General features: G+C 67.1%; 17 protein-coding genes. 13 read left to right on the top strand and 4 right to left on the bottom strand.

What is annotated here, in order from left to right:
- Nucleotides 1-493: 493 nt before the first annotated feature.
- Nucleotides 494-1,768 carry an SGNH/GDSL hydrolase family protein gene (locus tag CFB89_RS01205; protein ID WP_089466435.1) on the bottom strand — a complete coding sequence of 425 codons (1,275 nt, stop codon included), beginning with the start codon at nt 1,766-1,768 and terminating at the stop codon, nt 494-496.
- A gap of 201 nt (nt 1,769-1,969) precedes the next feature.
- On the opposite strand from CFB89_RS01205, the gene paaA reads away from it, so the two are divergent.
- From paaA to CFB89_RS01165, 8 genes are all read left to right on the top strand, one after another.
- A complete protein-coding gene (paaA, locus tag CFB89_RS01200; RefSeq protein WP_089466434.1) occupies nt 1,970-2,968 on the top strand; it encodes a 1,2-phenylacetyl-CoA epoxidase subunit PaaA in 999 nt (332 codons plus the stop codon).
- 34 nt (nt 2,969-3,002) lie between these two features.
- Complete coding sequence (gene paaB, locus CFB89_RS01195) at nt 3,003-3,287, top strand: 1,2-phenylacetyl-CoA epoxidase subunit PaaB (RefSeq protein ID WP_006482881.1); 285 nt, start codon at nt 3,003-3,005, stop codon at nt 3,285-3,287.
- Nucleotides 3,288-3,297: 10 nt separating this feature from the next.
- Nucleotides 3,298-4,101 (top strand): 1,2-phenylacetyl-CoA epoxidase subunit PaaC, encoded by an 804-nt coding sequence (paaC, locus tag CFB89_RS01190; protein WP_089466433.1) that lies wholly within the window; start codon nt 3,298-3,300, stop codon nt 4,099-4,101.
- A gap of 25 nt (nt 4,102-4,126) precedes the next feature.
- A complete protein-coding gene (gene paaD / locus CFB89_RS01185) occupies nt 4,127-4,690 on the top strand; it encodes a 1,2-phenylacetyl-CoA epoxidase subunit PaaD (protein ID WP_089466432.1) in 564 nt (187 codons plus the stop codon).
- 31 nt (nt 4,691-4,721) lie between these two features.
- Nucleotides 4,722-5,861 carry a 1,2-phenylacetyl-CoA epoxidase subunit PaaE gene (gene paaE, locus CFB89_RS01180; protein WP_089466452.1) on the top strand — a complete coding sequence of 380 codons (1,140 nt, stop codon included), beginning with the start codon at nt 4,722-4,724 and terminating at the stop codon, nt 5,859-5,861.
- A 129-nt stretch (nt 5,862-5,990) separates the two neighbouring features.
- Nucleotides 5,991-6,803: a DUF1835 domain-containing protein gene (locus CFB89_RS01175; RefSeq protein ID WP_089466431.1), complete on the top strand. Its 813-nt coding sequence runs from the start codon at nt 5,991-5,993 to the stop codon at nt 6,801-6,803.
- A 16-nt stretch (nt 6,804-6,819) separates the two neighbouring features.
- The gene (locus CFB89_RS01170; protein ID WP_006482923.1) at nt 6,820-7,425 is read left to right on the top strand and encodes a TetR/AcrR family transcriptional regulator; all 606 of its coding nucleotides are present in this window, start codon (nt 6,820-6,822) and stop codon (nt 7,423-7,425) included.
- A 232-nt stretch (nt 7,426-7,657) separates the two neighbouring features.
- A complete protein-coding gene (locus CFB89_RS01165) occupies nt 7,658-8,305 on the top strand; it encodes a GNAT family N-acetyltransferase (RefSeq protein WP_089466430.1) in 648 nt (215 codons plus the stop codon).
- Between the two features lie 71 nt (nt 8,306-8,376).
- On the opposite strand, the gene CFB89_RS01160 is transcribed toward CFB89_RS01165, so the two are convergent.
- Nucleotides 8,377-8,901: an Lrp/AsnC family transcriptional regulator gene (locus CFB89_RS01160; RefSeq protein WP_059790400.1), complete on the bottom strand. Its 525-nt coding sequence runs from the start codon at nt 8,899-8,901 to the stop codon at nt 8,377-8,379.
- 214 nt (nt 8,902-9,115) lie between these two features.
- On the opposite strand from CFB89_RS01160, the gene hppD reads away from it, so the two are divergent.
- Nucleotides 9,116-10,213 (top strand): 4-hydroxyphenylpyruvate dioxygenase, encoded by a 1,098-nt coding sequence (gene hppD / locus CFB89_RS01155; protein ID WP_069619239.1) that lies wholly within the window; start codon nt 9,116-9,118, stop codon nt 10,211-10,213.
- A gap of 132 nt (nt 10,214-10,345) precedes the next feature.
- Here the strand turns inward: hppD and CFB89_RS01150 are convergent, their stop codons facing one another.
- Nucleotides 10,346-10,540, bottom strand: a complete 195-nt coding sequence (locus CFB89_RS01150) for a hypothetical protein (protein ID WP_089466429.1) — start codon at nt 10,538-10,540, stop codon at nt 10,346-10,348.
- Nucleotides 10,541-10,870: 330 nt separating this feature from the next.
- Between CFB89_RS01150 and CFB89_RS01145 the strand changes: the two genes are divergently transcribed.
- Entirely contained in the window at nt 10,871-14,461 is a 3,591-nt protein-coding gene (locus tag CFB89_RS01145; RefSeq protein WP_089466428.1) for an indolepyruvate ferredoxin oxidoreductase family protein, read from the top strand.
- Between the two features lie 148 nt (nt 14,462-14,609).
- Here the strand turns inward: CFB89_RS01145 and CFB89_RS01135 are convergent, their stop codons facing one another.
- Nucleotides 14,610-16,880, bottom strand: a complete 2,271-nt coding sequence (locus CFB89_RS01135) for an NADP-dependent malic enzyme (RefSeq protein WP_089466427.1) — start codon at nt 16,878-16,880, stop codon at nt 14,610-14,612.
- A 457-nt stretch (nt 16,881-17,337) separates the two neighbouring features.
- Between CFB89_RS01135 and CFB89_RS01130 the strand changes: the two genes are divergently transcribed.
- The 3 genes from CFB89_RS01130 (at nt 17,338) to CFB89_RS01120 (ending at nt 19,631) form a co-directional block, all read left to right on the top strand.
- On the top strand, nt 17,338-18,024 hold the full coding sequence (locus tag CFB89_RS01130; protein ID WP_011546659.1) for an orotate phosphoribosyltransferase: 687 nt from the start codon (nt 17,338-17,340) through the stop codon (nt 18,022-18,024).
- A gap of 239 nt (nt 18,025-18,263) precedes the next feature.
- Nucleotides 18,264-18,860: a YbhB/YbcL family Raf kinase inhibitor-like protein gene (locus CFB89_RS01125; protein WP_089466426.1), complete on the top strand. Its 597-nt coding sequence runs from the start codon at nt 18,264-18,266 to the stop codon at nt 18,858-18,860.
- A gap of 198 nt (nt 18,861-19,058) precedes the next feature.
- Nucleotides 19,059-19,631, top strand: a complete 573-nt coding sequence (locus tag CFB89_RS01120) for a flavodoxin family protein (RefSeq protein WP_011546661.1) — start codon at nt 19,059-19,061, stop codon at nt 19,629-19,631.
- Nucleotides 19,632-19,788 lie beyond the last annotated feature (157 nt).

Here is a 19,788-nt window from a genome sequence, read left to right as displayed (position 1 = left end):
ATAAACCTGACTTACTTTAGTGTGAGACTCTTGATACTTTCGCTATCTGATCCGAGGATCAGCTCGCTGCCATCAAGCGCCCACACTTATCGGCTGTTAATTTTTAAAGAGCATTTCTGCGAGGAACTCCGTGTTTCCCGGCAGCGCTGCGTTTTCAGCAGCAGAGAAACGAGATTATGAACCGTGTTTCGCAGCTCGTCAACAACTTTCTACACGACTTCGTTGCGACTGCGGGGCTCAACTTCCTGCGCCGCCCAGGCTCGTACCTCCGAACCCCGACAGCACCGCTTCCCTTCCTCCCGCGCCGTGTTTCCGTTAGCGCGAAAGAGGCGTGATTCTAAGCACCCGCCCCCATCCGCGCAAGCCCTTTGTGAAGAAAGTTTGAAAAAGCCCCCGTGCGCTCACGCGCACGGGGGCTTTGGGCTCGCGGAACGATGTCGCGTTGCCGGCCCGCAGGCCATCGGCAACCTTTCCCTCTATATATGGAGGCGCGTCACTTGCCGCCCACCGCAGCCCGCAGTTGCTCGACGGGCACCGCGTCGGCCATCGCCGTGTAGCCCGCATCGCTCGGATGGATGCCGTCACCGCTATCGTATCGGCGCTGCAGCATGCTCGGGCGCGCCGGATCGCGCAGCACGGCGTCGAAGTCCACTACACCGTCGAACCCGCCGCCACTCCGGATCCACCGGTTCACCTCGAGCCGGATCGCTTCCCGCCCGGCCGGCAACGCCGCCGGCGTCAGCGTCGCGCCGAAGACCTTCACGCCCTGGCGATGCGCCGCCTCGATCAGCCGGCGATAGCCGTCGATCAGCGACGCGGCCGTCACCTGCGTATGCGGGTGATCGCAATCCAGCCCCGCGCGCGGCGGCATCGCCGCGAAGTTGATGTCGTTGATACCGATCAGCACGATCGCCGCCTTCACGCCCGCGCGCGACAGCGCGTCACGCTCGAACCGCGATGCCAGCGACATGCCGTAGCACGGGGAATCGCTGAGCAGCCGATTGCCGCTGATGCCGAGATTCACGACGCCGATCGAATCGGCGCCCGACGCCGTCAGCCGGCGTGCGAGCGCGTCGGGCCAGCGACGGTTCCGGTTCAGGCTGGAGCGCAACCCGTCGGTGATCGAATCGCCGATCGCGGCGATGCTGCCGCGTGCGGAGCCGGCTTCGACGGCGAGCTCCGTCACCCATGCATATTGAGTAAACCGGGTACGGAACGCGGCGGCATCCGGATCGCCCACATGATCGCCCGGCGCCGATACGTAGTTGAACTGGTTCGACACGCGATGCCAGACCGTCATCCGCTGTTTCGGTCCCATTTGGAGACTGATCGCATACGGCTGCGCGGCCGTCACGTCGATCGACACAGGGTCGCTTTCGAGGGCCTGGCCCGGCGCGAGCGTCACCGATGCCTTGCCGCCGAACCGCACCGGCACCGCCACGCCGCCGGCGAGCGCCGCCCCCTCGCCGGCCCGCGCGAGGCTCGCGGCCTCGACGACCAGCGGCGTGCGACCGTACACATTGCTCACGCGGAGCCGCGCGGCTCGCCCGGACACGGTCGGGTAGACGATCTGCCGCACGGTTCGCCCGGCCACGTCGGGTGCGCGGTAGAGCGGCGGCGGTGCGGCAAGATCGGGAATCGGCTGCAGCGCGGTCGCCCACGCGGCGACCCAACCGACCTGCGCGGTCGGCGCGGCCAACGCCGCCAGCGGCGACGCGAAAACGGCCGCGCCCAGCACGGCCGCGGCGAAACTGCTTCGAAATGACATCGGCAAAAATCCTCATCGGAAAGCGGGCATTGTGCCGCAGAAGACGCGAGACCCGCGTGCGAGGCCACACTTGCGCGACCCGATTGCACCCCCGCGTCCCTCGTTTACCCGAGTCCCGCCGAAAATACGCAACAAATTTATTAACCGACCGGTCGGTTGGTTTATACTGCGCACACATTCAACCGGACGAGAGTTTTCGCCATGTACACGCAATCCCTCGACATCCCCGGCAACGTCGCGCCGCTCGACGCCGCAGCCGAGTCGCCCGAGCAGGCGCGGTTCGATGCGGTGATGGCCGCGGACGGCAAGATCGAACCGCAGGACTGGATGCCCGACGCGTACCGCAAGACGCTGGTGCGCCAGATCTCGCAGCACGCGCATTCGGAAGTCGTCGGCATGCTGCCGGAAGGCAACTGGATCTCGCGCGCGCCGAGCCTCAAGCGCAAGGCGATCCTGCTCGCGAAGGTGCAGGACGAAGCCGGCCACGGCCTCTATCTGTATAGCGCGGCCGAAACGCTCGGCGTATCGCGCGACGCGCTGATCGACGCGCTGCACGCCGGCAAGGCGAAATACTCGAGCATCTTCAACTATCCGACGCCGACCTGGGCCGACGTCGGCGTGATCGGCTGGCTGGTCGACGGCGCCGCGATCATGAACCAGATCCCGCTGTGCCGCTGCACGTACGGCCCGTATGCGCGCGCGATGATCCGCGTGTGCAAGGAAGAGTCGTTCCATCAGCGCCAGGGTTTCGACGCGCTGCTGTCGATGATGAAGGGCAGCGTCGCGCAGCGCGCGATGGTCCAGCAGGCGGTCGACCGCTGGTGGTGGCCGGTGCTGATGATGTTCGGCCCGAGCGACGCCGATTCGGTCCACAGCAGCCAGTCCGCGAAATGGGGCATCAAGCGGATCTCGAACGACGATCTGCGCCAGAAATTCGTCGATGCGACGGTCGACCAGGCGAAGGTGCTCGGCGTGACGCTGCCCGACCCCGACCTGAAATGGAACGAAGCGCGCGGCCACCACGACTACGGCGCGATCGACTGGGACGAATTCTGGCGCGTGGTCAACGGCGACGGCCCGTGCAACAAGGAACGCCTCGCGACTCGCGTGAAAGCGCACGAGGACGGCGCCTGGGTGCGCGAAGCCGCGCTCGCGCACGAAGCGAAGCGCCGCGCCCGCGCCGAACAGCACGCCGCCTGAGCGGCACCCCGAATTCAGGAATCAGGAGAAAGCGATGAACAAGGAATGGCCGATCTGGGAAGTGTTCGTGCGCAGCAAGCAGGGCCTCGACCACAAGCACTGCGGCAGCCTGCACGCCGCCGACGCGACGATGGCGCTGCGCATGGCGCGCGACGTCTATACGCGCCGCCAGGAAGGCGTGAGCATCTGGGTGGTGCCGTCGTCGGCGATCACCGCGTCGGATCCGAGCGAGAAGGCCGAACTGTTCGAGCCGGCGGGCGACAAGATCTACCGTCACCCGACGTTCTACACGCTGCCCGACGAAGTCAACCACATGTAACGCCCGCGCCATGACGATCACGCCCGAACACCTCTCCTACGTGCTGCGCCTCGCGGACAACGCGCTGATCCTCGGTCAGCGCAACGCCGAATGGTGCGGCCATGGCCCGATCCTCGAGGAAGACATCGCGCTCACCAACATGAGCCTCGACCTCATCGGCCAGGCGCGCATGCTGTACACGCACGCGGCCGAGCTCGAGCGCCAGCTGACCGGCGCGACGAAGACGGAAGACGATTACGCGTACTTCCGCACCGAGCGCGAATTCGCGAACTTCACGCTCGCCGAACTGCCGCACTACGGCCCGGTGTCCGGTACCGCGCACGCCGACAAGGACTACGCGGTGACGATCGTGCGCAACTTCCTGTACGCGACGCTGATGCTGCACGTGTGGAGCGCGCTCGAAACGTCGACCGACACGCAACTGGCCGCGATCGCCGCGAAATCGGTGAAGGAAACACGCTATCACGTGCAGCATGCGCGCGAATGGCTCGTGCGCCTCGGCGACGGCACCGACGAATCGCACCGCCGCGCGCAGGCCGCGCTCGACTACCTGATGCCGTACACGCGCGAATGCTTCGCCGCCGATGCGATCGACGACGCGATCGTCGCCGCGGGCATCGGCCCGGCACCGGCCGCGATCGAGGCCGCGTGGCGCGCGGACGTGGACGACGCGCTCGCCGAAGCCACGCTCGCGCTGCCGGCGCCGGTGAAGCATGTGACGACCGGCAAGCAGGGGGAGCACTCGGAACACATGGGCTACCTGCTCGCCGAAATGCAGAGCCTCGCGCGCCAGCACCCCGGCGCGAGCTGGTAACCGGCCCACGCCACGGAGCCTGACGATGTCCGCCCAGACCGCCGCCCCTGCCCACGCCGCCCCCGCCGCGCACCGCGACGATCCGCTGCTCGCCCACGCGTGGGACGTGCTGGAGGCCGTGCCCGATCCGGAGATTCCGGTCGTGTCGATCCGCGAGCTCGGCATCCTGCGCGACGTCCGCCGCGCGGACGACGGCCGGCTCGAAGTCGTGATCACGCCGACCTACTCGGGCTGCCCGGCGATGTCGCAGATCGCCGAGGACATCGCCGCCGCGCTGCAGGCAGCCGACCTGCCGCCGCACCGGATCGAGACGGTGCTCGCCCCCGCGTGGACGACCGACTGGATCACGCAGGAAGCGCGCGACAAGCTGCGCGCGTACGGCATCGCGCCGCCGGTCGGCCAGTGCGGCAGCGCCGCGCCGCGGGAGCACGTCGTGCGCTTCGTGCCGCGGCCGGTCGCGGCGCCCGCGTGCCCGCGCTGCGGCTCCGCGCGCACCGAACGTCTCGCGCAATTCGCGTCCACGGCCTGCAAGGCGCTGTATCGCTGCATCGACTGCCGCGAACCCTTCGACTACTTCAAACCCTACTGAGATGAAACAGCCCCCACGCTCTCTTCGTTCGCTGCCTCCCGAGGGGGCTGACGCCCCCCTTGGGGCGGCCCGGCGGGGGTCGTCGTCGACCCCGCAATTTCATCCGCTGCGTATCCGCGACGTGCGGCCCGAGACCGCCGACGCCGTGACCGTCTCGTTCGACGTGCCGCCCGAGCTGCGCGACGCATACCGTTTCACGCAGGGCCAGTTCGTCACGTTGAAGACCCACATCGACGGCGAGGAGACGCGCCGCTCGTATTCGATCTGCGTCGGCACGACGGACTACGATCGCGACGGCGAACTGCGCATCGGCATCAAGCGCGTGCGCGGCGGCCGCTTCTCGAACTTCGCGTTCGACACGCTGAAGCCCGGCCACACGATCGACGTGATGACGCCGGACGGCCGCTTCTTCACGCACCTGAACGCCGACCACGGCAAGCAGTACGTCGCGTTTTCCGGCGGCTCGGGGATCACGCCGGTGCTCGCGATCGTGAAGACCACGCTGGAACTCGAGCCGCGCAGCACGTTCACGCTGATTTACGGCAACCGCAGCGTCGACGCGATCATGTTCGCCGAGGAGCTCGAGGACCTGAAGAACCGCTACATGAACCGCTTCGTCCTCTATCACGTGCTGTCGGACGACCTGCAGGACGTCGAGCTGTTCAACGGCGTGCTCGACCAGGCGAAATGCGCGGAATTCCTCGCGACGCTGACGCCGGCCGACGCGATCGACGAGGCGTTCATCTGCGGCCCGGCGCCGATGATGGACGCGGCCGAAGCCGCGCTGAAGGCGGCCGGCGTGCCGCCGGCGAAGGTGCACGTCGAGCGCTTCGGCACGCCGCTGCCTCAGGCCGGCGCACCGGTGGTCGAGATCACCGACCAGACGCCGGCCGCCGACCTCGAGATCGTGCTCGACGGCAAGAAGCGCAAGCTGCGTCTGCCGTACGAAGGCGTGAGCCTGCTCGACGTGGGCCTGCGCGCTGGCCTCGCGCTGCCGTACGCATGCAAGGGCGGCGTGTGCTGCACGTGCCGCGCGAAGGTGGTCGAAGGCGAAGTGCGCATGGAAAAGAACTACACGCTCGAGGAGCACGAAGTGAAGGACGGTTTCGTGCTGACGTGCCAGTGCCACCCGATCAGCGACAAGGTCGTCGTGAGCTTCGACGAGCGTTGAGCGGCATCGCGTCGCGGCGCCGGACGGTTTCTCGCCGTCACACATCTCGCTTACACTAGGGGCCGCCGGCCGGCTGGACAACCGCAACGTCCGCCCGGCCGGCGGTTTTCTTTTGTTGACGACAGGCCGATGAGTACCATTCATGTGATTCAGGGCGGCACCGCCGCCGCGTCGCTGCGCGAGGCCCTTGCGCAAGCCGGACGCGACGAGCGCGTCGTCGGTTTGCTCGACGATCTCGGCGTCGGGCCGCTGAAGGGCGCCGACGAGACGCCCGACACGCGCGCCACCTTCTGGCAGCACGTGCTCGGCGACCAGATCCCCGACTGGAACGCGGAAATCGAGGCCGAATTCGCGCGCCTCGACCAGCTCGCGACGGAGACCGGCCAGGTCGTCGTGTGGCACGCGCCGAGCGTCGGCGACAAGCTGCTGTTGCGCCGCGTCGCCTATCACCTGCGCAACGTGCCGCAGCGCCTGAACGAGGTGCGGCTGTCGGCCGCCGACCTCGACGCCGCGCAGCGCGCAGCGCTGTCGCGTACCGACCAGGCGTGCGCGACCGGGATGTTCTCGCCCGCGGAGCTGGCGCGCAAGCGCCCGGCGGCCGCGCCGGTCTCGGTCCTGCGCATCGGCCGCCTCGCGCTCGAATGGCAGGAGGCGAAGCACCTGAACGCCGAGCTGCGCTATTGGGTCAGCAACACGATCAAGAGCGGCTACTACGCCGATCTCGACGCACTGATCGTCGCGCGCGCGGAACCCGACTGGCAGCCCGCGCGGCGCCTCGTCGGCAGCATCATGGCCGCCGCCGACCGCGGCGGGCTGTTCGTCAGCGACTCGATCGCGTGGTGGCGCTGCCGCGAACTCGCGGCAGCCGGCCGGCTCGAGCTGCAGGACGACGCGCCCGACGCCCTCTCTTCCACGCAGGTGCGCGCCGCCGCGCATCGCTAATCTTCCGCATTCGACCATGGCCCGAACCCGAGCGCCCGACCACGAATCCCAGCGCGAGCAGATCCTCGATCTGGCCGCCGAGAAATTCGCGCAGACGAGCTACCCGAGCACGTCGATGTCCGATCTCGCGACCGCGAGCGGCACGTCGAAGGCGCGGCTCTATCACTATTACGAGAGCAAGGAAGCGATCCTGTTCGACCTGCTCGACCGCTACACGAAACGGCTGATGCTGATCATCGCCGAGGTCGAGGGCGCGAGCCAGCGGCGCGGGCTCAGCGAGCGCGACGCGTTCGCCGAGCTCGTGCGCGCGTTCCTCGCCGAATACGAGACGTCGCACAGCCGCCACGTCGCGCTGCTCAACGACGTGAAGTATCTGGAGGACGCGCAGCGCGAAATCGTGCTCGACCGCCAGCGCGACATCGTCGCGGCGTTCACGCGGCAGCTCGCGCGCGCGTATCCGGACCGCATCTCGAAGGAAAACCAGACCTCGGTGACGATGATGGTGTTCGGGATGATCAACTGGACCTTCACGTGGCTGAAGCCGGGCGGCCGCCTTGGTTACCGCGACTTCGCCGAACAGGTGATCGACCTGATCGAACGCGGACTGTCGACGGCGGCCTGATTGCCGCGCGGCAGCATGCGTTGCGCGACGGGCACAGCCGACCGCCCGTCGCGCATTTCATATGATGAATTTTAAATCCGTTCAAAATCAATGCGTTACAGAATGAACTAAGCGGATTTAGAATTCCTCCTCAGCACAAACACCGTCAAATACGGGTTTTCCCCAACCCCGCTCGGGTAAAATGCTGCTGCATTGCACAACCCGTTTGTGCGCCCACACTGAGGAACCCACGATGAACACGCAATTCAACGGCCGTGCCGATGCTGTCGGCAAGGTCGGTACTGCGCCGGTTCTCGTCAGGGAACTGGCTTCCAAAGACCGTGAGCAGATGCTCACCCACTTTCTCTCGCTCGACGAAGAGGACCGCCTGCTGCGCTTCGGCCAGATGGTGCCCGACCACGTGATCGAGAACTATGTCCGCACGATCGATTTCGGTCGCGATACCGTGTTCGGCGTGTTCGACCACGAACTCGAACTGATCGGCATCGGCCACCTGGCCTATCTGCCGGCCGAAGGCGACACGCGCACGGCCGAATTCGGCGTGTCGGTGCTCGAAAGCGCGCGCGGCCGCGGCGTCGGCTCGAAGCTGTTCGAGCGCGCGGCGATCCGCAGCCGCAACACGCACGTGACGATGCTTTACATGCATTGCCTGTCGCGCAACGCGACGATGATGCACATCGCGAAGAAGTCCGGGATGCGGATCGAGTACGCGTACGGCGAAGCCGATGCGTATCTGTCGCTGCCGCCGGCCGACCACTCGACGATCATCACCGAGATGCTGCAGGAACAGGCCGCGGTGTTCGACTACGCGATGAAGCGCCAGGCGCGCCGTACGACGAAGTTCATCGAATCGCTGATGCCTGCCGCACAGACGGCCTGACGTCGACGACGTCGGCCAGCCGGGCCGCGCCCGCGGCGCGCCCGGCGCCCCCTCCTCCCTTCCCCGCCGCGCTAGCGCACCGAACGGATCGGCAACGCCGTCGTTTCCTTGAAGCAATCGAGCGAGAAGCTCGTTTTCACGTCGATCACCGACGGGTGATGCAGCAGATGCTCCTGCACGAAGCGGGAGAAATGCGCCATGTCCTCAACCTGCACGCGCAGCAGGTAATCCATGTCGCCCGTCATCGCGTGGCACGCGACCACTTCCGGCCAGGTCTGCACGGCCGCGCGGAACAGCTCCGCATGGGTCGCGCCCGCGCGCGCCGACGTCTCGTCAGCCCGCATCGGCGCGAGGCCGCCGCGCTTTTCGAGCCGCACGCTCACGTAGGCGAGCAGGTCGAGCCCGAGCTTCTGCGGATTCAGCAGCGCGACGTAGCCGGTGATCACGCCGATTTCCTCGAGCCGCCGGATTCGCCGCAGGCACGGGCTCGGCGACAGGTTCACGCGCTCGGCGATCTCCTGGTTCGACAGGCGCCCGTTCTCCTGAAGAATCGCGAGAATGCGCCGGTCGATGGCATCCAATTCGGCTTGCGCCATCTTCTGCCCTCCACTGATTATTTTGAGACTGGAAATTGCGCCATCGTAGGCGCGGGCGATTAAGTTCGCAAGTTTCCGCTCGCGAGCGCCCGCTACACTCTGTCGCATGTCTCGGCTTGCCGCGCCCGCTCATCGCGGGCGCGGCCGTCGACACCGAACCACGCCGGGCACGCGCACGCCGCCCCGGCCGATCGCCCCGCACAGGAGACACGACATGCAGATCCCCACCTGGGACAATCCCGTCGGCACCGACGGCTTCGAATTCATCGAATACACGGCACCGGACCCGAAAGCACTCGGACAACTGTTCGAACGGATGGGTTTCACCGCGATCGCGCGCCACCGCCACAAGGACGTGACGGTGTACCGGCAGGGCGACATCAACTTCATCATCAACGCCGAACCCGATTCGTTCGCGCAACGCTTCGCGCGGCTGCACGGCCCGTCGATCTGCGCGATCGCGTTCCGCGTGCAGGATGCCGCCAAGGCGTACAAGCACGCGCTGGAACTCGGCGCATGGGGCTTCGACAACAAGACGGGCCCGATGGAGCTGAACATCCCGGCGATCAAGGGCATCGGCGATTCGCTGATCTACTTCGTCGACCGCTGGCGCGGCAAGAACGGCGCGCAACCGGGCGCGATCGGCGACATCAGCATCTACGACGTCGACTTCGAGCCGATTCCCGGCGCGAATCCGAACCCGGTCGGCCACGGCCTCACCTACATCGATCACCTGACGCACAACGTGCATCGCGGCCGCATGCAGGAATGGGCCGAGTTCTACGAGCGCCTGTTCAACTTCCGCGAAGTGCGCTACTTCGACATCGAAGGCAAGGTGACGGGCGTGAAGTCGAAGGCGATGACGTCGCCGTGCGGCAAGATCCGCATCCCGATCAACGAGGAAGGCTCGGATACGGCCGGCCAGATCCAGGAATATCTCGACGCGTATCACGGCGAAGGCATCCAGCACATCGCGCTCGGCGCGAGCGACATCTACCAGGCGGTCGACGGGCTGCGCAGCAAGGAAGTGAAGCTGCTCGACACGATCGACACGTATTACGAACTGGTCGACCGCCGCGTGCCGAACCACGGCGAATCGCTGGACGAGCTGAAGAAGCGCAAGATCCTGATCGACGGCGCGCGCGACGACCTGCTGCTGCAGATCTTCACCGAGAACCAGATCGGGCCGATCTTCTTCGAGATCATCCAGCGCAAGGGCAATCAGGGCTTCGGCGAAGGCAACTTCAAGGCGCTGTTCGAATCGATCGAGCTCGACCAGATCCGCCGCGGCGTCGTGCAGGACAAGGCCTGACGCATCGGCCGCGCGGCGGCCCGGGGCGACCGCGCGAGCCGGCCGCGCAAAGAAAAAAGGGCGGGAATCCGACGATTCCCACCCTTTTCGCATGCCGGCGCAAACCCGCGGGTCGCGGGCCGCGCGATCGCGTCAACGCACGTTCGCCGTCGACTCGGCGGCACGCTCGGCCGACAACTGGGCCGCGGCGTCCTGGGCCGGCACGATCTGGCGCATCTGCGCGCCGGCTGCCGCCAGCGCGCTCGCGCCGCGCGCGTGCACCGGGCCCGTCATCGAGAAAAACGCGGCGGACACGATCAGGAAACTCTGGATATGACGTGTGTTCATTGCACCTCCTGTAAAACTGCCGGCGCCTCCCCGACTGCGTCGGAACGAACCTACGCGGCCGGGCACCTCCGGCAGGTCGACAAGATTAACGGCATTTGCCCGCAGATCAACGCCGCTTTACATGCTTTTACATGATGTAACGCATCCTCTCACCCCGTTTGATGGTGCACGGCCGCCCTTTCCCCCGCGTTGCGACCGATGGGCGGCGGGTTTGCCCCAGTGCTACCATCCCTTAAAACCGGCGAACATGCCGGCCACTGCAGACGCGCCCAAAAGATGCCGACGCAACCGAAGTTTTGGTGATCCCAGACCGGGTGGAGGAGACAGTTAATGAATGCCCCGCTAGACGCAGACCAACGCGCGTCGCTAGAAGCCGCGCTGAAGTCCGTCACGCTTGACGACAAATACACGCTGGAACGCGGCCGCGCGTACATGAGCGGCATCCAGGCCCTCGTGCGCCTGCCGATGCTCCAGCAGGAACGCGACCGCGCCGCCGGTCTCAATACGGCCGGCTTCATCTCCGGCTATCGCGGCTCGCCGCTCGGCGGCCTCGATCTGTCGCTCTGGAAAGCCAGGCAGCACCTGGCCGCCCACCAGATCGTGTTCCAGCCCGGCCTCAACGAAGATCTCGCCGCCACCGCCGTGTGGGGCTCGCAACAGGTGAACCTGTACCCCGGCGCGAAATACGACGGCGTGTTCGGCATGTGGTACGGCAAGGGCCCGGGCGTCGATCGTACCGGCGACGTCTTCAAGCACGCGAACTCGGCCGGGTCGTCGCAGCACGGCGGCGTGCTGGTGCTGGCCGGCGACGACCACGCGGCGAAATCGTCGACGCTCGCGCACCAGTCCGAACACATCTTCAAGGCCTGCGGGCTGCCGGTGCTGTTCCCGTCCAACGTGCAGGAATATCTCGACTTCGGCCTGCACGGCTGGGCGATGAGCCGTTATTCGGGCCTGTGGGTCGCGCTCAAGTGCGTGACGGACGTCGTCGAATCGTCGGCGTCGGTCGACATCGACCCGCACCGCACCGAGATCGTGCTGCCGACCGATTTCATCCTGCCGGAAGGCGGGCTGAACATCCGCTGGCCCGATCCGCCGCTCGTGCAGGAAGCGCGGCTGCTCGACTACAAGTGGTACGCGGCGCTCGCCTACGTGCGTGCGAACAAGCTCGACCGGATCGAGATCGACTCGCCGCATGCGCGCTTCGGGATCATGACCGGCGGCAAGGCGTATCTCGACGTGCGCCAGGCGCTGACCGACCTCGGCCTCGACGACGACACCTGCGCGCGGATCGGCATCCGGCTCTACAAGGTCGGCTGCGTGTGGCCGCTCGAAGCGCAGGGCGCGCAGGCGTTCGCGCGCGGCCTCGACGAAATCCTGGTCGTCGAGGAAAAGCGCCAGATCCTCGAATACGCGATCAAGGAAGAGCTGTACAACTGGCCCGACGCGCAACGCCCGCGCGTGTTCGGCAAGTTCGACGAGAAGGACGGCGCCGGCGGCGAATGGTCGGTGCCGATGGGCAACTGGCTGCTGCCCGCGCACTACGAGCTGTCGCCCGCGATCATCGCGAAGGCGATCGCGACGCGGCTCGAGAAGTTCGAATTGCCGTCCGACGTGCGCGCGCGCATCGCCGCGCGGCTCGCGGTGATCAACGCGAAGGAAATGGCGCTCGCGAAACCGCACGTGCAGACCGAGCGCAAGCCGTGGTTCTGCTCGGGCTGCCCGCACAACACGTCGACCAACGTGCCGGAAGGCTCGCGCGCGATCGCCGGGATCGGCTGCCACTACATGACCGTGTGGATGGACCGCAGCACGAGCACCTTCAGCCAGATGGGCGGCGAAGGCGTGCCGTGGATCGGCCAGGCGCCGTTCACCGACGAAAAGCACGTGTTCGCGAACCTCGGCGACGGCACCTATTTCCATTCGGGCCTGCTGGCGGTGCGCGCGGCGATCTCGTCGAAGGCGAACATCACCTACAAGATCCTCTACAACGACGCGGTCGCGATGACGGGCGGCCAGCCGGTCGACGGCGTGCTGACGGTGCCGCAGATCACGCATCAGCTCGCGTCCGAAGGCGCGAAGAAGATCGTGATCGTCACCGACGAGCCGGAGAAGTACGACAGCCAGAAGGCGCTGCTCGCGCCGGGCGTGACGGTCCATCACCGCGACCAGCTCGACGACGTGCAGCGCGAGCTGCGCGAGATCGAAGGCACGACGATCCTGATCTACGACCAGACCTGCGCGACCGAGAAGCGCCGCCGCCGCAAACGCGGCACGTATCCGGACCCGGCCAAGCGCGTCGTGATCAACGAGGCGGTATGCGAAGGCTGCGGCGACTGTTCGGTGCAGTCGAACTGCCTGTCGGTCGAGCCGCTGGAAACCGAATTCGGCACGAAGCGCCAGATCAACCAGTCGAGCTGCAACAAGGACTTTTCGTGCGTGAAGGGCTTCTGCCCGAGCTTCGTCACGGTCGAGGGCGGCCAGTTGAAGAAGCCGAAGGCGGTGGCGGTCGACGGCGGTGCGCTGCCGCCGATTCCGGAACCGACGCTGCCGGCGATCGACCGTGCGTACGGCGTGCTCGTCACCGGCGTGGGCGGTACGGGCGTCGTGACGATCGGTGCGCTGCTCGGGATGGCCGCGCACCTGGAGAACAAGGGCGTGACCGTGCTCGACGTCACCGGCCTCGCGCAGAAAGGCGGCGCGGTGATGAGCCACGTGCAGATCTCGCACGCGCCGACCGATATTCATGCCACGCGGATCGCGATGGGCGAAGCCGATCTCGTGATCGGTTGCGACGCGATCGTCACGGCCGGCGACGAGTGCACGTCGCGGATGCGGCACGACACGACGCGCGTGGTCGTCAACAGCGCGCAGACGCCGACCGCCGAGTTCATCAAGAACCCGAACTGGGCATTCCCGGGCCTGTCCGCCGAGAACGACATCCGCGCGGCGGCAGGTGAATCGGTCGACTTCATCGACGCGAACCGCTTCGCGGTCGCGCTGCTCGGCGACGCGATCTACACGAACCCGTTCGTGCTCGGCTACGCGTGGCAGAAGGGCTGGCTGCCGCTGACGCTCGCGTCGCTCGAACGCGCGATCGAGCTGAACGCGGTGTCGGTCGACAAGAACCGCGCGGCGTTCGACTGGGGCCGCCGCGCCGCGTACGACCTGGCCGGCGTGAAGCAGGCCGCGGCCGGCGACGCCCGGCCCGCGCAAGGCGCCACGGTGATCGCGCTGCACACGAAGAAGGCGGTCGACGCGCTGATCGCGAAACGCGTGGAATTCCTGACCGCGTACCAGAACGCCGCGTACGCGTCGCGTTATGCGGCCTTCGTCGACAAGGTGCGCGCCGCCGAGCGCGCGCTGGCGGACGGCGACGCGGTGCAGGAGCCGCTGACCGAAGCGGTCGCGCGCAACCTGTTCAAGCTGATGGCGTACAAGGACGAATACGAGGTCGCGCGACTGCAGTCCGATCCCGCGTTCGTCGCGCGCCTGGCCGCGCAGTTCGAAGGCGACTGGAAGCTGAAATTCCACCTCGCGCCGCCGCTGTTCGCGAAGACGGACGCCCACGGCCATCTCGTGAAGAAGGCGTACGGCCCGTGGATGATGTCGGCGTTCCGGCTGCTCGCGAAGGCGAAGTTCCTGCGCGGCACGGGGCTCGACCCGTTCGGCCGCACCGAGGAGCGCCGCACCGAGCGCGCGCTGATCGGCGAGTACGAAGCGCTGATCGGCGAGGTGCTGGCCCGGCTGAACGCGGCCAACCGGCCGCTCGCGCTGGAGCTCGCGGCGCTGCCGGACGGCATTCGCGGCTACGGCCACGTGAAGGAGAACAACCTGCGCGCGGTGCGGCAGAAGTGGAACACGCTGCTCGCGAAGTGGCGTTCGCCGGCAGGCGGCCAGTCGCATCAGCAGGTCGCGTAACGGCGGGCGCCGCGGGCGTTCGCGGGCCGGACGCTCGCCCCGCGCCCCCGTCGCCCCTTGCGGTTCACAAAAAAAACGCCACGGAACGCTGGTTCCGTGGCGTTTTTCATTGCGCCGCGCGTGACGCGCGGCACCCGCAAGCGTGGACTTACTTCGTGTTCACGTTCGCGGCGGCAACGGCCGTCATGTTGATGATCCGGCGCACGGTCGCGGCCGGCGTCAGGATGTGGACCGGCTTGGCCGCGCCGAGCAGGAACGGGCCGACCGTCACGCCTTCGCCGCCGACCATCTTCAGCAGGTTGTACGCGATGTTCGCCGCTTCGACGTTCGGCATGATCAGCAGGTTCGCTTCGCCCGACAGCGTCGTGCCCGGGAACGCCTGCTTGCGGATCAGTTCCGACAGCGCCGCGTCGCCGTGCATTTCGCCGTCGACTTCGAGGTTCGGCGCACGTTCGACGATCAGCTTGCGGGCCTCGGCCATCCGGCGCGACGACGCCGACGGCGCGCTGCCGAAGTTCGAGTTCGACAGCAGCGCGGCCTTCGGCGCGATGCCGAAGCGCTCGATCTCGGCCGCGGCCTGGATCGTCATGTCCGCGAGCTGCTCGGCGCTCGGCAGCTCGTTCACGTACGTGTCGCACACGAACAGGTTGCGGCCCGGCAGCATCAGCAGGTTCATCGCGGCGAAATGCTCGGCGCCCTTCGCACGGCCCAGCACCTGCTCGATGAACTTCAGGTGGCTGTGGAACGTGTCGATCATCCCGCAGATCATCCCGTCCGCATCGCCCAGGTGCACGAGCATCGCGCCGATCAGCGTGTTGAACTTGCGCATCGCGGCCTTCGCGACTTCCGGCGTCACGCCGTCGCGCGCGCCGATCTCCTGATACGCCTGCCAGTAGCGGTGGTAGCGCGCATCGTCTTCCGGATCGACGATTTCGAAATCGGTGCCGGCCTTCAGCTTCGAGCCGATCTTCGCGAGGCGCATGTCGACGACCGACGGGCGGCCGATGATGATCGGCTTCGCGATCTTTTCCAGCAGCACGAACTGCGCGGCGCGCAGCACGCGCTCGTCCTCGCCCTCGGCGAACACGATGCGGGCTTCCTTCTGCTTCGCGGTCGCGAACACCGGACGCATCACCATGCCGGTACGGTAGACGGTCGCGCCGAGCTGCTCGCGGTACGCGTCCATGTCCTGGATCGGGCGCGTGGCGACGCCCGAATCCATCGCGGCTTGAGCGACGGCCGGCGCGATCTTGATGATCAAGCGCGGGTCGAACGGCTTCGGAATCAGGTAGTCCGGCCCGAACTCGAGCGAATGGCCTTCATACGCCTTCGCGACTTCCTCGCTCTGGTCGGTCTCCTGGGCCAGCTCGGCGATCGCGCGCACGCATGCGAGCTTCATTTCTTCCGTGATCGTCGTCGCGCCGACGTCGAGCGCGCCGCGGAAGATGAACGGGAAGCACAGCACGTTGTTGACCTGGTTCGGGTAGTCCGAACGGCCGGTCGCGACGATCGCGTCCGGGCGCACGGCCTTCGCGTCTTCCGGGCGGATTTCCGGTTCCGGGTTCGCGAGCGCCAGGATCAGCGGCTGGTCGCCCATCGTCTTGACCATGTCCTGCTTCAGCACGCCCGCGCTCGAGCAGCCGAGGAACACGTCCGCGCCGACGATCGCGTCGGCGAGCGTGCGCGCGTCGGTGTTCGCCGCGTAGCGCTGCTTCGACGGATCGAGGTTGCCGCGCCCTTCGTAGATCACGCCCTTCGAATCGGCGACGAGGATGTTCGTCTTCGTGAGGCCGAGGTTCACCAGCAGGTCCAGACACGCGATCGCGGCCGCGCCGGCGCCCGAACACACGAGCTTCACGTCGGCGAGCTGCTTGCCGACGACCTTCAGGCCGTTCAGGATCGCGGCCGACGCGATGATCGCGGTGCCGTGCTGGTCGTCGTGGAAGACGGGGATCTTCATGCGCTCGCGCAGCTTCTGCTCGATGTAGAAGCATTCCGGCGCCTTGATGTCCTCGAGATTGATGCCGCCGAGCGTCGGCTCGAGCATCGCGATCGCCTCGACGAGCTTGTCGGGGTCGGACTCCGACAGTTCGATGTCGAACACGTCGATGCCCGCGAATTTCTTGAAGAGGCAGCCCTTGCCCTCCATCACCGGCTTCGCGGCGAGCGGGCCGATGTTGCCGAGGCCGAGCACGGCCGTGCCGTTCGTGATGACGCCGACGAGGTTGCCGCGCGACGTGTACTTCTGCGCGTCGAGCGGATCGGCGTGGATCGCCTCGCACGCGGCGGCGACGCCCGGCGAATACGCGAGCGACAGATCGAGCTGGTTCGACAGCGGCTTGGTCGGGGTGACCGAAATCTTGCCGGGTTTCGGGTTCAGGTGATAAGCGAGAGCGGCCTGCTTCAGTTGTTCGTCCATGATTGACCTGCGAGAGACATGCGAAATATTGACGACTCAGTACACAGCACCTTCGGCCGCGTCTGCTTGAATCGAGGGGATGGTCGACTGCGAGACGGCCCGCGACGCGCCGGATCGGCACGCCATCGAACCTTGGCGGGTGGCAAGAGGAAAGTACAAAGTACTGAACGATTTCTTAGGGTCGCCTAGTGTACACCCCCTAAATGACCTCCGTTGGTGCACCGCCGCATCCCCGGCATCCGCATCGGGACGGTCGCGCCCCGTTTGTTTCGCCGGTGATGAGCGGCGCGGCGGCACGCGCGAATTCCGCCGAAAACTGGCCTGAATCGGGTAAAATAGCGGGCTACGCGCGCAGCGATGCGATTGGCCTGCCGATCGCGCCCCGGCCCCCCGGCGGGTTCTCTTGCTGCGCCACCGGGCCCGCGCCCGCTCCTCGCTCATCACCCAAGGAATGCCCATGACAGGCTACGATCGTCAGTCGATCTCGGATACGACCGCCAAAATCCTGCTCGAAGTGCAGGCGGTGCACTTCAATGCCGAAAAACCGTTCATCTTCACGTCCGGCTGGGCAAGCCCCGTCTATATCGACTGCCGCAAGCTGATCTCGTATCCGCGCGTGCGCCGTGCGCTGATGGAAATGGCGGAAACGACGATCACGCGCGACATCGGCTTCGAGCAGATCGACGCGGTGGCGGGCGGCGAGACGGCCGGCATCCCGTTCGCGGCATGGATCGCGGACCGGATGATGGTGCCGATGCAGTACGTGCGCAAAAAGCCGAAGGGTTTCGGCCGCAATGCGCAGATCGAAGGCCATCTGGAAGAAGGCTCGCGCGTGTTGCTGGTGGAAGACCTGACGACCGACAGCCGCAGCAAGATCAACTTCGTCAACGCGCTGCGCACCGCGGGCGCGACGGTGAACCACTGCTTCGTGCTGTTCCACTACGACATCTTCAAGGAAAGCGTGTCGGTCCTGAAGGACATCGACGTCGACCTGCACGCGCTCGCCACGTGGTGGGACGTGCTGCGCGTCGCGAAAGCGTCGGGCTACTTCGAGACGAAGACGCTCGACGAAGTCGAGAAATTCCTGCACGCACCGGCCGAATGGTCGGCCGCGCACGGCGGCGCGACGGCCCCGAAGGAATGACGCCACGCCGGCATGCGTGCCGGCGCGCTGGCTGAAGAGCCGCCTGCTTCATCGCAGGCGGCTTTTTTTCGTCCGTCGGCCGGCGCCCTGACCGATCGCAATCGCGGGCGCCGGCGTGCGTCGCTCATCGAACCCTAATGCTAGACTTGATCCATTGCCGCCGCGAGCGGCGCGGGCAACACACCACGCCAACAATGCCGGGCGCCGCGGCCCGGCCCACGTGACGGGAGAAGCGCCATATGCGTGTGGATCGCCGGATCACTCCGCCTGCGCCATCGGGTCGCCCGTCTCCGTTGCTCCTCCCCGCCCTCCTGTGCGCCGCCGTTTTCGCGGCGCTGCCCGCGCATGCGGAAGGCCCGTTCACCGTGACGAGCGACGACCTGACGCCCGGCGCCCGCGTGCGGCCCGCGAACGTGTTCGATCGCGGCGACTGCAAGGGCGCGAACCGCTCGCCGCAACTCGCATGGCGCAACCCGCCGCCCGGCACCCGCGGCTACGCGGTCACGATCTTCGATCCCGACGCGCCCGGGCACGGCTGGTGGCACTGGGCCGTCGCGGGCATTCCGGCGACCGTCACGAGCCTGCCGGCCGACGCGAGCGCCTCCGGCTTCCTGCGCCGCATCGGCGCGAGCGAGGCGCGCAACGATTTCGGGATCGACGGTTACGGCGGCCCGTGCCCGCCGCCCGGCAAGCCGCACCGCTACGTGATCACCGTCTACGCGCTGAAAGGCACCGACCTGCGCATCTCGCAGGGCCGCCCCGCGCCGATGTTCGAGCACGAGATCGGCACGCTCGCGATCGGCACCGCGCAGCTCACGGTCACTTACGGCCAGTAGTCGCGCCGCCGCAATTGCCGGCCGCCGCGCCTTTCCAGGCGCCGCACGCGCACGTCGTCTCGTCATTTCGGCTTGCTAGACTCGTCGTCACCGGTCGCGGCATCCCCTGCCGCGCGACCGTCGCGCCGCCCGCCGGCGACGCGTGACGCGGCGAGCCGTGGCGGTCCGCCGTTCCCGTCCCTTTCCGGAGAACGCTTCATGTCGAACATCGTCATCGTCTATCACAGCGGCTACGGTCACACGCAGAAACTGGCCGAAGCCGTGCACGCCGGCGCGCAGGACGCCGGCGCGAACGTGCGCCTGATCGCCGTCGGCGACCTCGACGACGCAGGCTGGGCCGCGCTCGACGCGGCGGACGCGATCGTCTTCGGCGCGCCGACCTACATGGGCGGCCCGTCCGCGCAGTTCAAGCAATTCGCCGACGCCACGTCGAAAGCGTGGTTCACGCAGAAATGGAAGGACAAGATCGCCGCGGGCTTCACGAACTCCGCGACGATGAACGGCGACAAGTTCTCGACGATTCAATATTTCGTCACGCTGGCGATGCAGCATGGGATGGTGTGGGTCGGCACGAGCCTGATGCCGGCGAACTCGAAGGCGGCCACGCGCAACGACATCAACTACCTCGGCGGCTCGACGGGCCTGCTCGCGCAGTCGCCGGCCGATGCGACGCCCGACGAGGGGCCGCTGCCGGGCGACCTCGAGACCGGCAAGGCATTCGGCCGGCGTGTCGCCGAAGCGACCGCCCGCTGGGACGCCGGCGCCCGCTGAACGCGCCCCTCCTGCGGCCCGCGCGCGTACCGGCGGGCGTCGAAGGGACGCAAAGACGGACACGAAGACGGCCCGCGGGCCGTCTTTTTTCGCCCCGCGCGGTGCAGTGCCGCCGGATGACGTCTTAAAATGGCGGTTTCAGGGCGCCGCGGCTCCC

It is taken from the genome of Burkholderia sp. AU16741, assembly GCF_002223345.1.
In the GTDB taxonomy this organism is placed as follows: domain Bacteria; phylum Pseudomonadota; class Gammaproteobacteria; order Burkholderiales; family Burkholderiaceae; genus Burkholderia; species Burkholderia sola.
Note: the sequence above shows the minus strand (reverse complement) of the source record. Positions and strands in the feature narration are given on the sequence as shown.

Coding starts and splice junctions, on each gene's coding strand:
- CFB89_RS01205 (WP_089466435.1), bottom strand. CDS start 1,768: ATGTCATTTCGAAGCAGTTTCGCCGCGGCCGTGCTGGGCGCGGCCGTT.
- paaA (WP_089466434.1), top strand. CDS start 1,970: ATGTACACGCAATCCCTCGACATCCCCGGCAACGTCGCGCCGCTCGAC.
- paaB (WP_006482881.1), top strand. CDS start 3,003: ATGAACAAGGAATGGCCGATCTGGGAAGTGTTCGTGCGCAGCAAGCAG.
- paaC (WP_089466433.1), top strand. CDS start 3,298: ATGACGATCACGCCCGAACACCTCTCCTACGTGCTGCGCCTCGCGGAC.
- paaD (WP_089466432.1), top strand. CDS start 4,127: ATGTCCGCCCAGACCGCCGCCCCTGCCCACGCCGCCCCCGCCGCGCAC.
- CFB89_RS01175 (WP_089466431.1), top strand. CDS start 5,991: ATGAGTACCATTCATGTGATTCAGGGCGGCACCGCCGCCGCGTCGCTG.
- CFB89_RS01170 (WP_006482923.1), top strand. CDS start 6,820: ATGGCCCGAACCCGAGCGCCCGACCACGAATCCCAGCGCGAGCAGATC.
- CFB89_RS01165 (WP_089466430.1), top strand. CDS start 7,658: ATGAACACGCAATTCAACGGCCGTGCCGATGCTGTCGGCAAGGTCGGT.
- CFB89_RS01160 (WP_059790400.1), bottom strand. CDS start 8,901: ATGGCGCAAGCCGAATTGGATGCCATCGACCGGCGCATTCTCGCGATT.
- hppD (WP_069619239.1), top strand. CDS start 9,116: ATGCAGATCCCCACCTGGGACAATCCCGTCGGCACCGACGGCTTCGAA.
- CFB89_RS01150 (WP_089466429.1), bottom strand. CDS start 10,540: ATGAACACACGTCATATCCAGAGTTTCCTGATCGTGTCCGCCGCGTTT.
- CFB89_RS01145 (WP_089466428.1), top strand. CDS start 10,871: ATGAATGCCCCGCTAGACGCAGACCAACGCGCGTCGCTAGAAGCCGCG.
- CFB89_RS01135 (WP_089466427.1), bottom strand. CDS start 16,880: ATGGACGAACAACTGAAGCAGGCCGCTCTCGCTTATCACCTGAACCCG.
- CFB89_RS01130 (WP_011546659.1), top strand. CDS start 17,338: ATGACAGGCTACGATCGTCAGTCGATCTCGGATACGACCGCCAAAATC.
- CFB89_RS01125 (WP_089466426.1), top strand. CDS start 18,264: ATGCGTGTGGATCGCCGGATCACTCCGCCTGCGCCATCGGGTCGCCCG.
- CFB89_RS01120 (WP_011546661.1), top strand. CDS start 19,059: ATGTCGAACATCGTCATCGTCTATCACAGCGGCTACGGTCACACGCAG.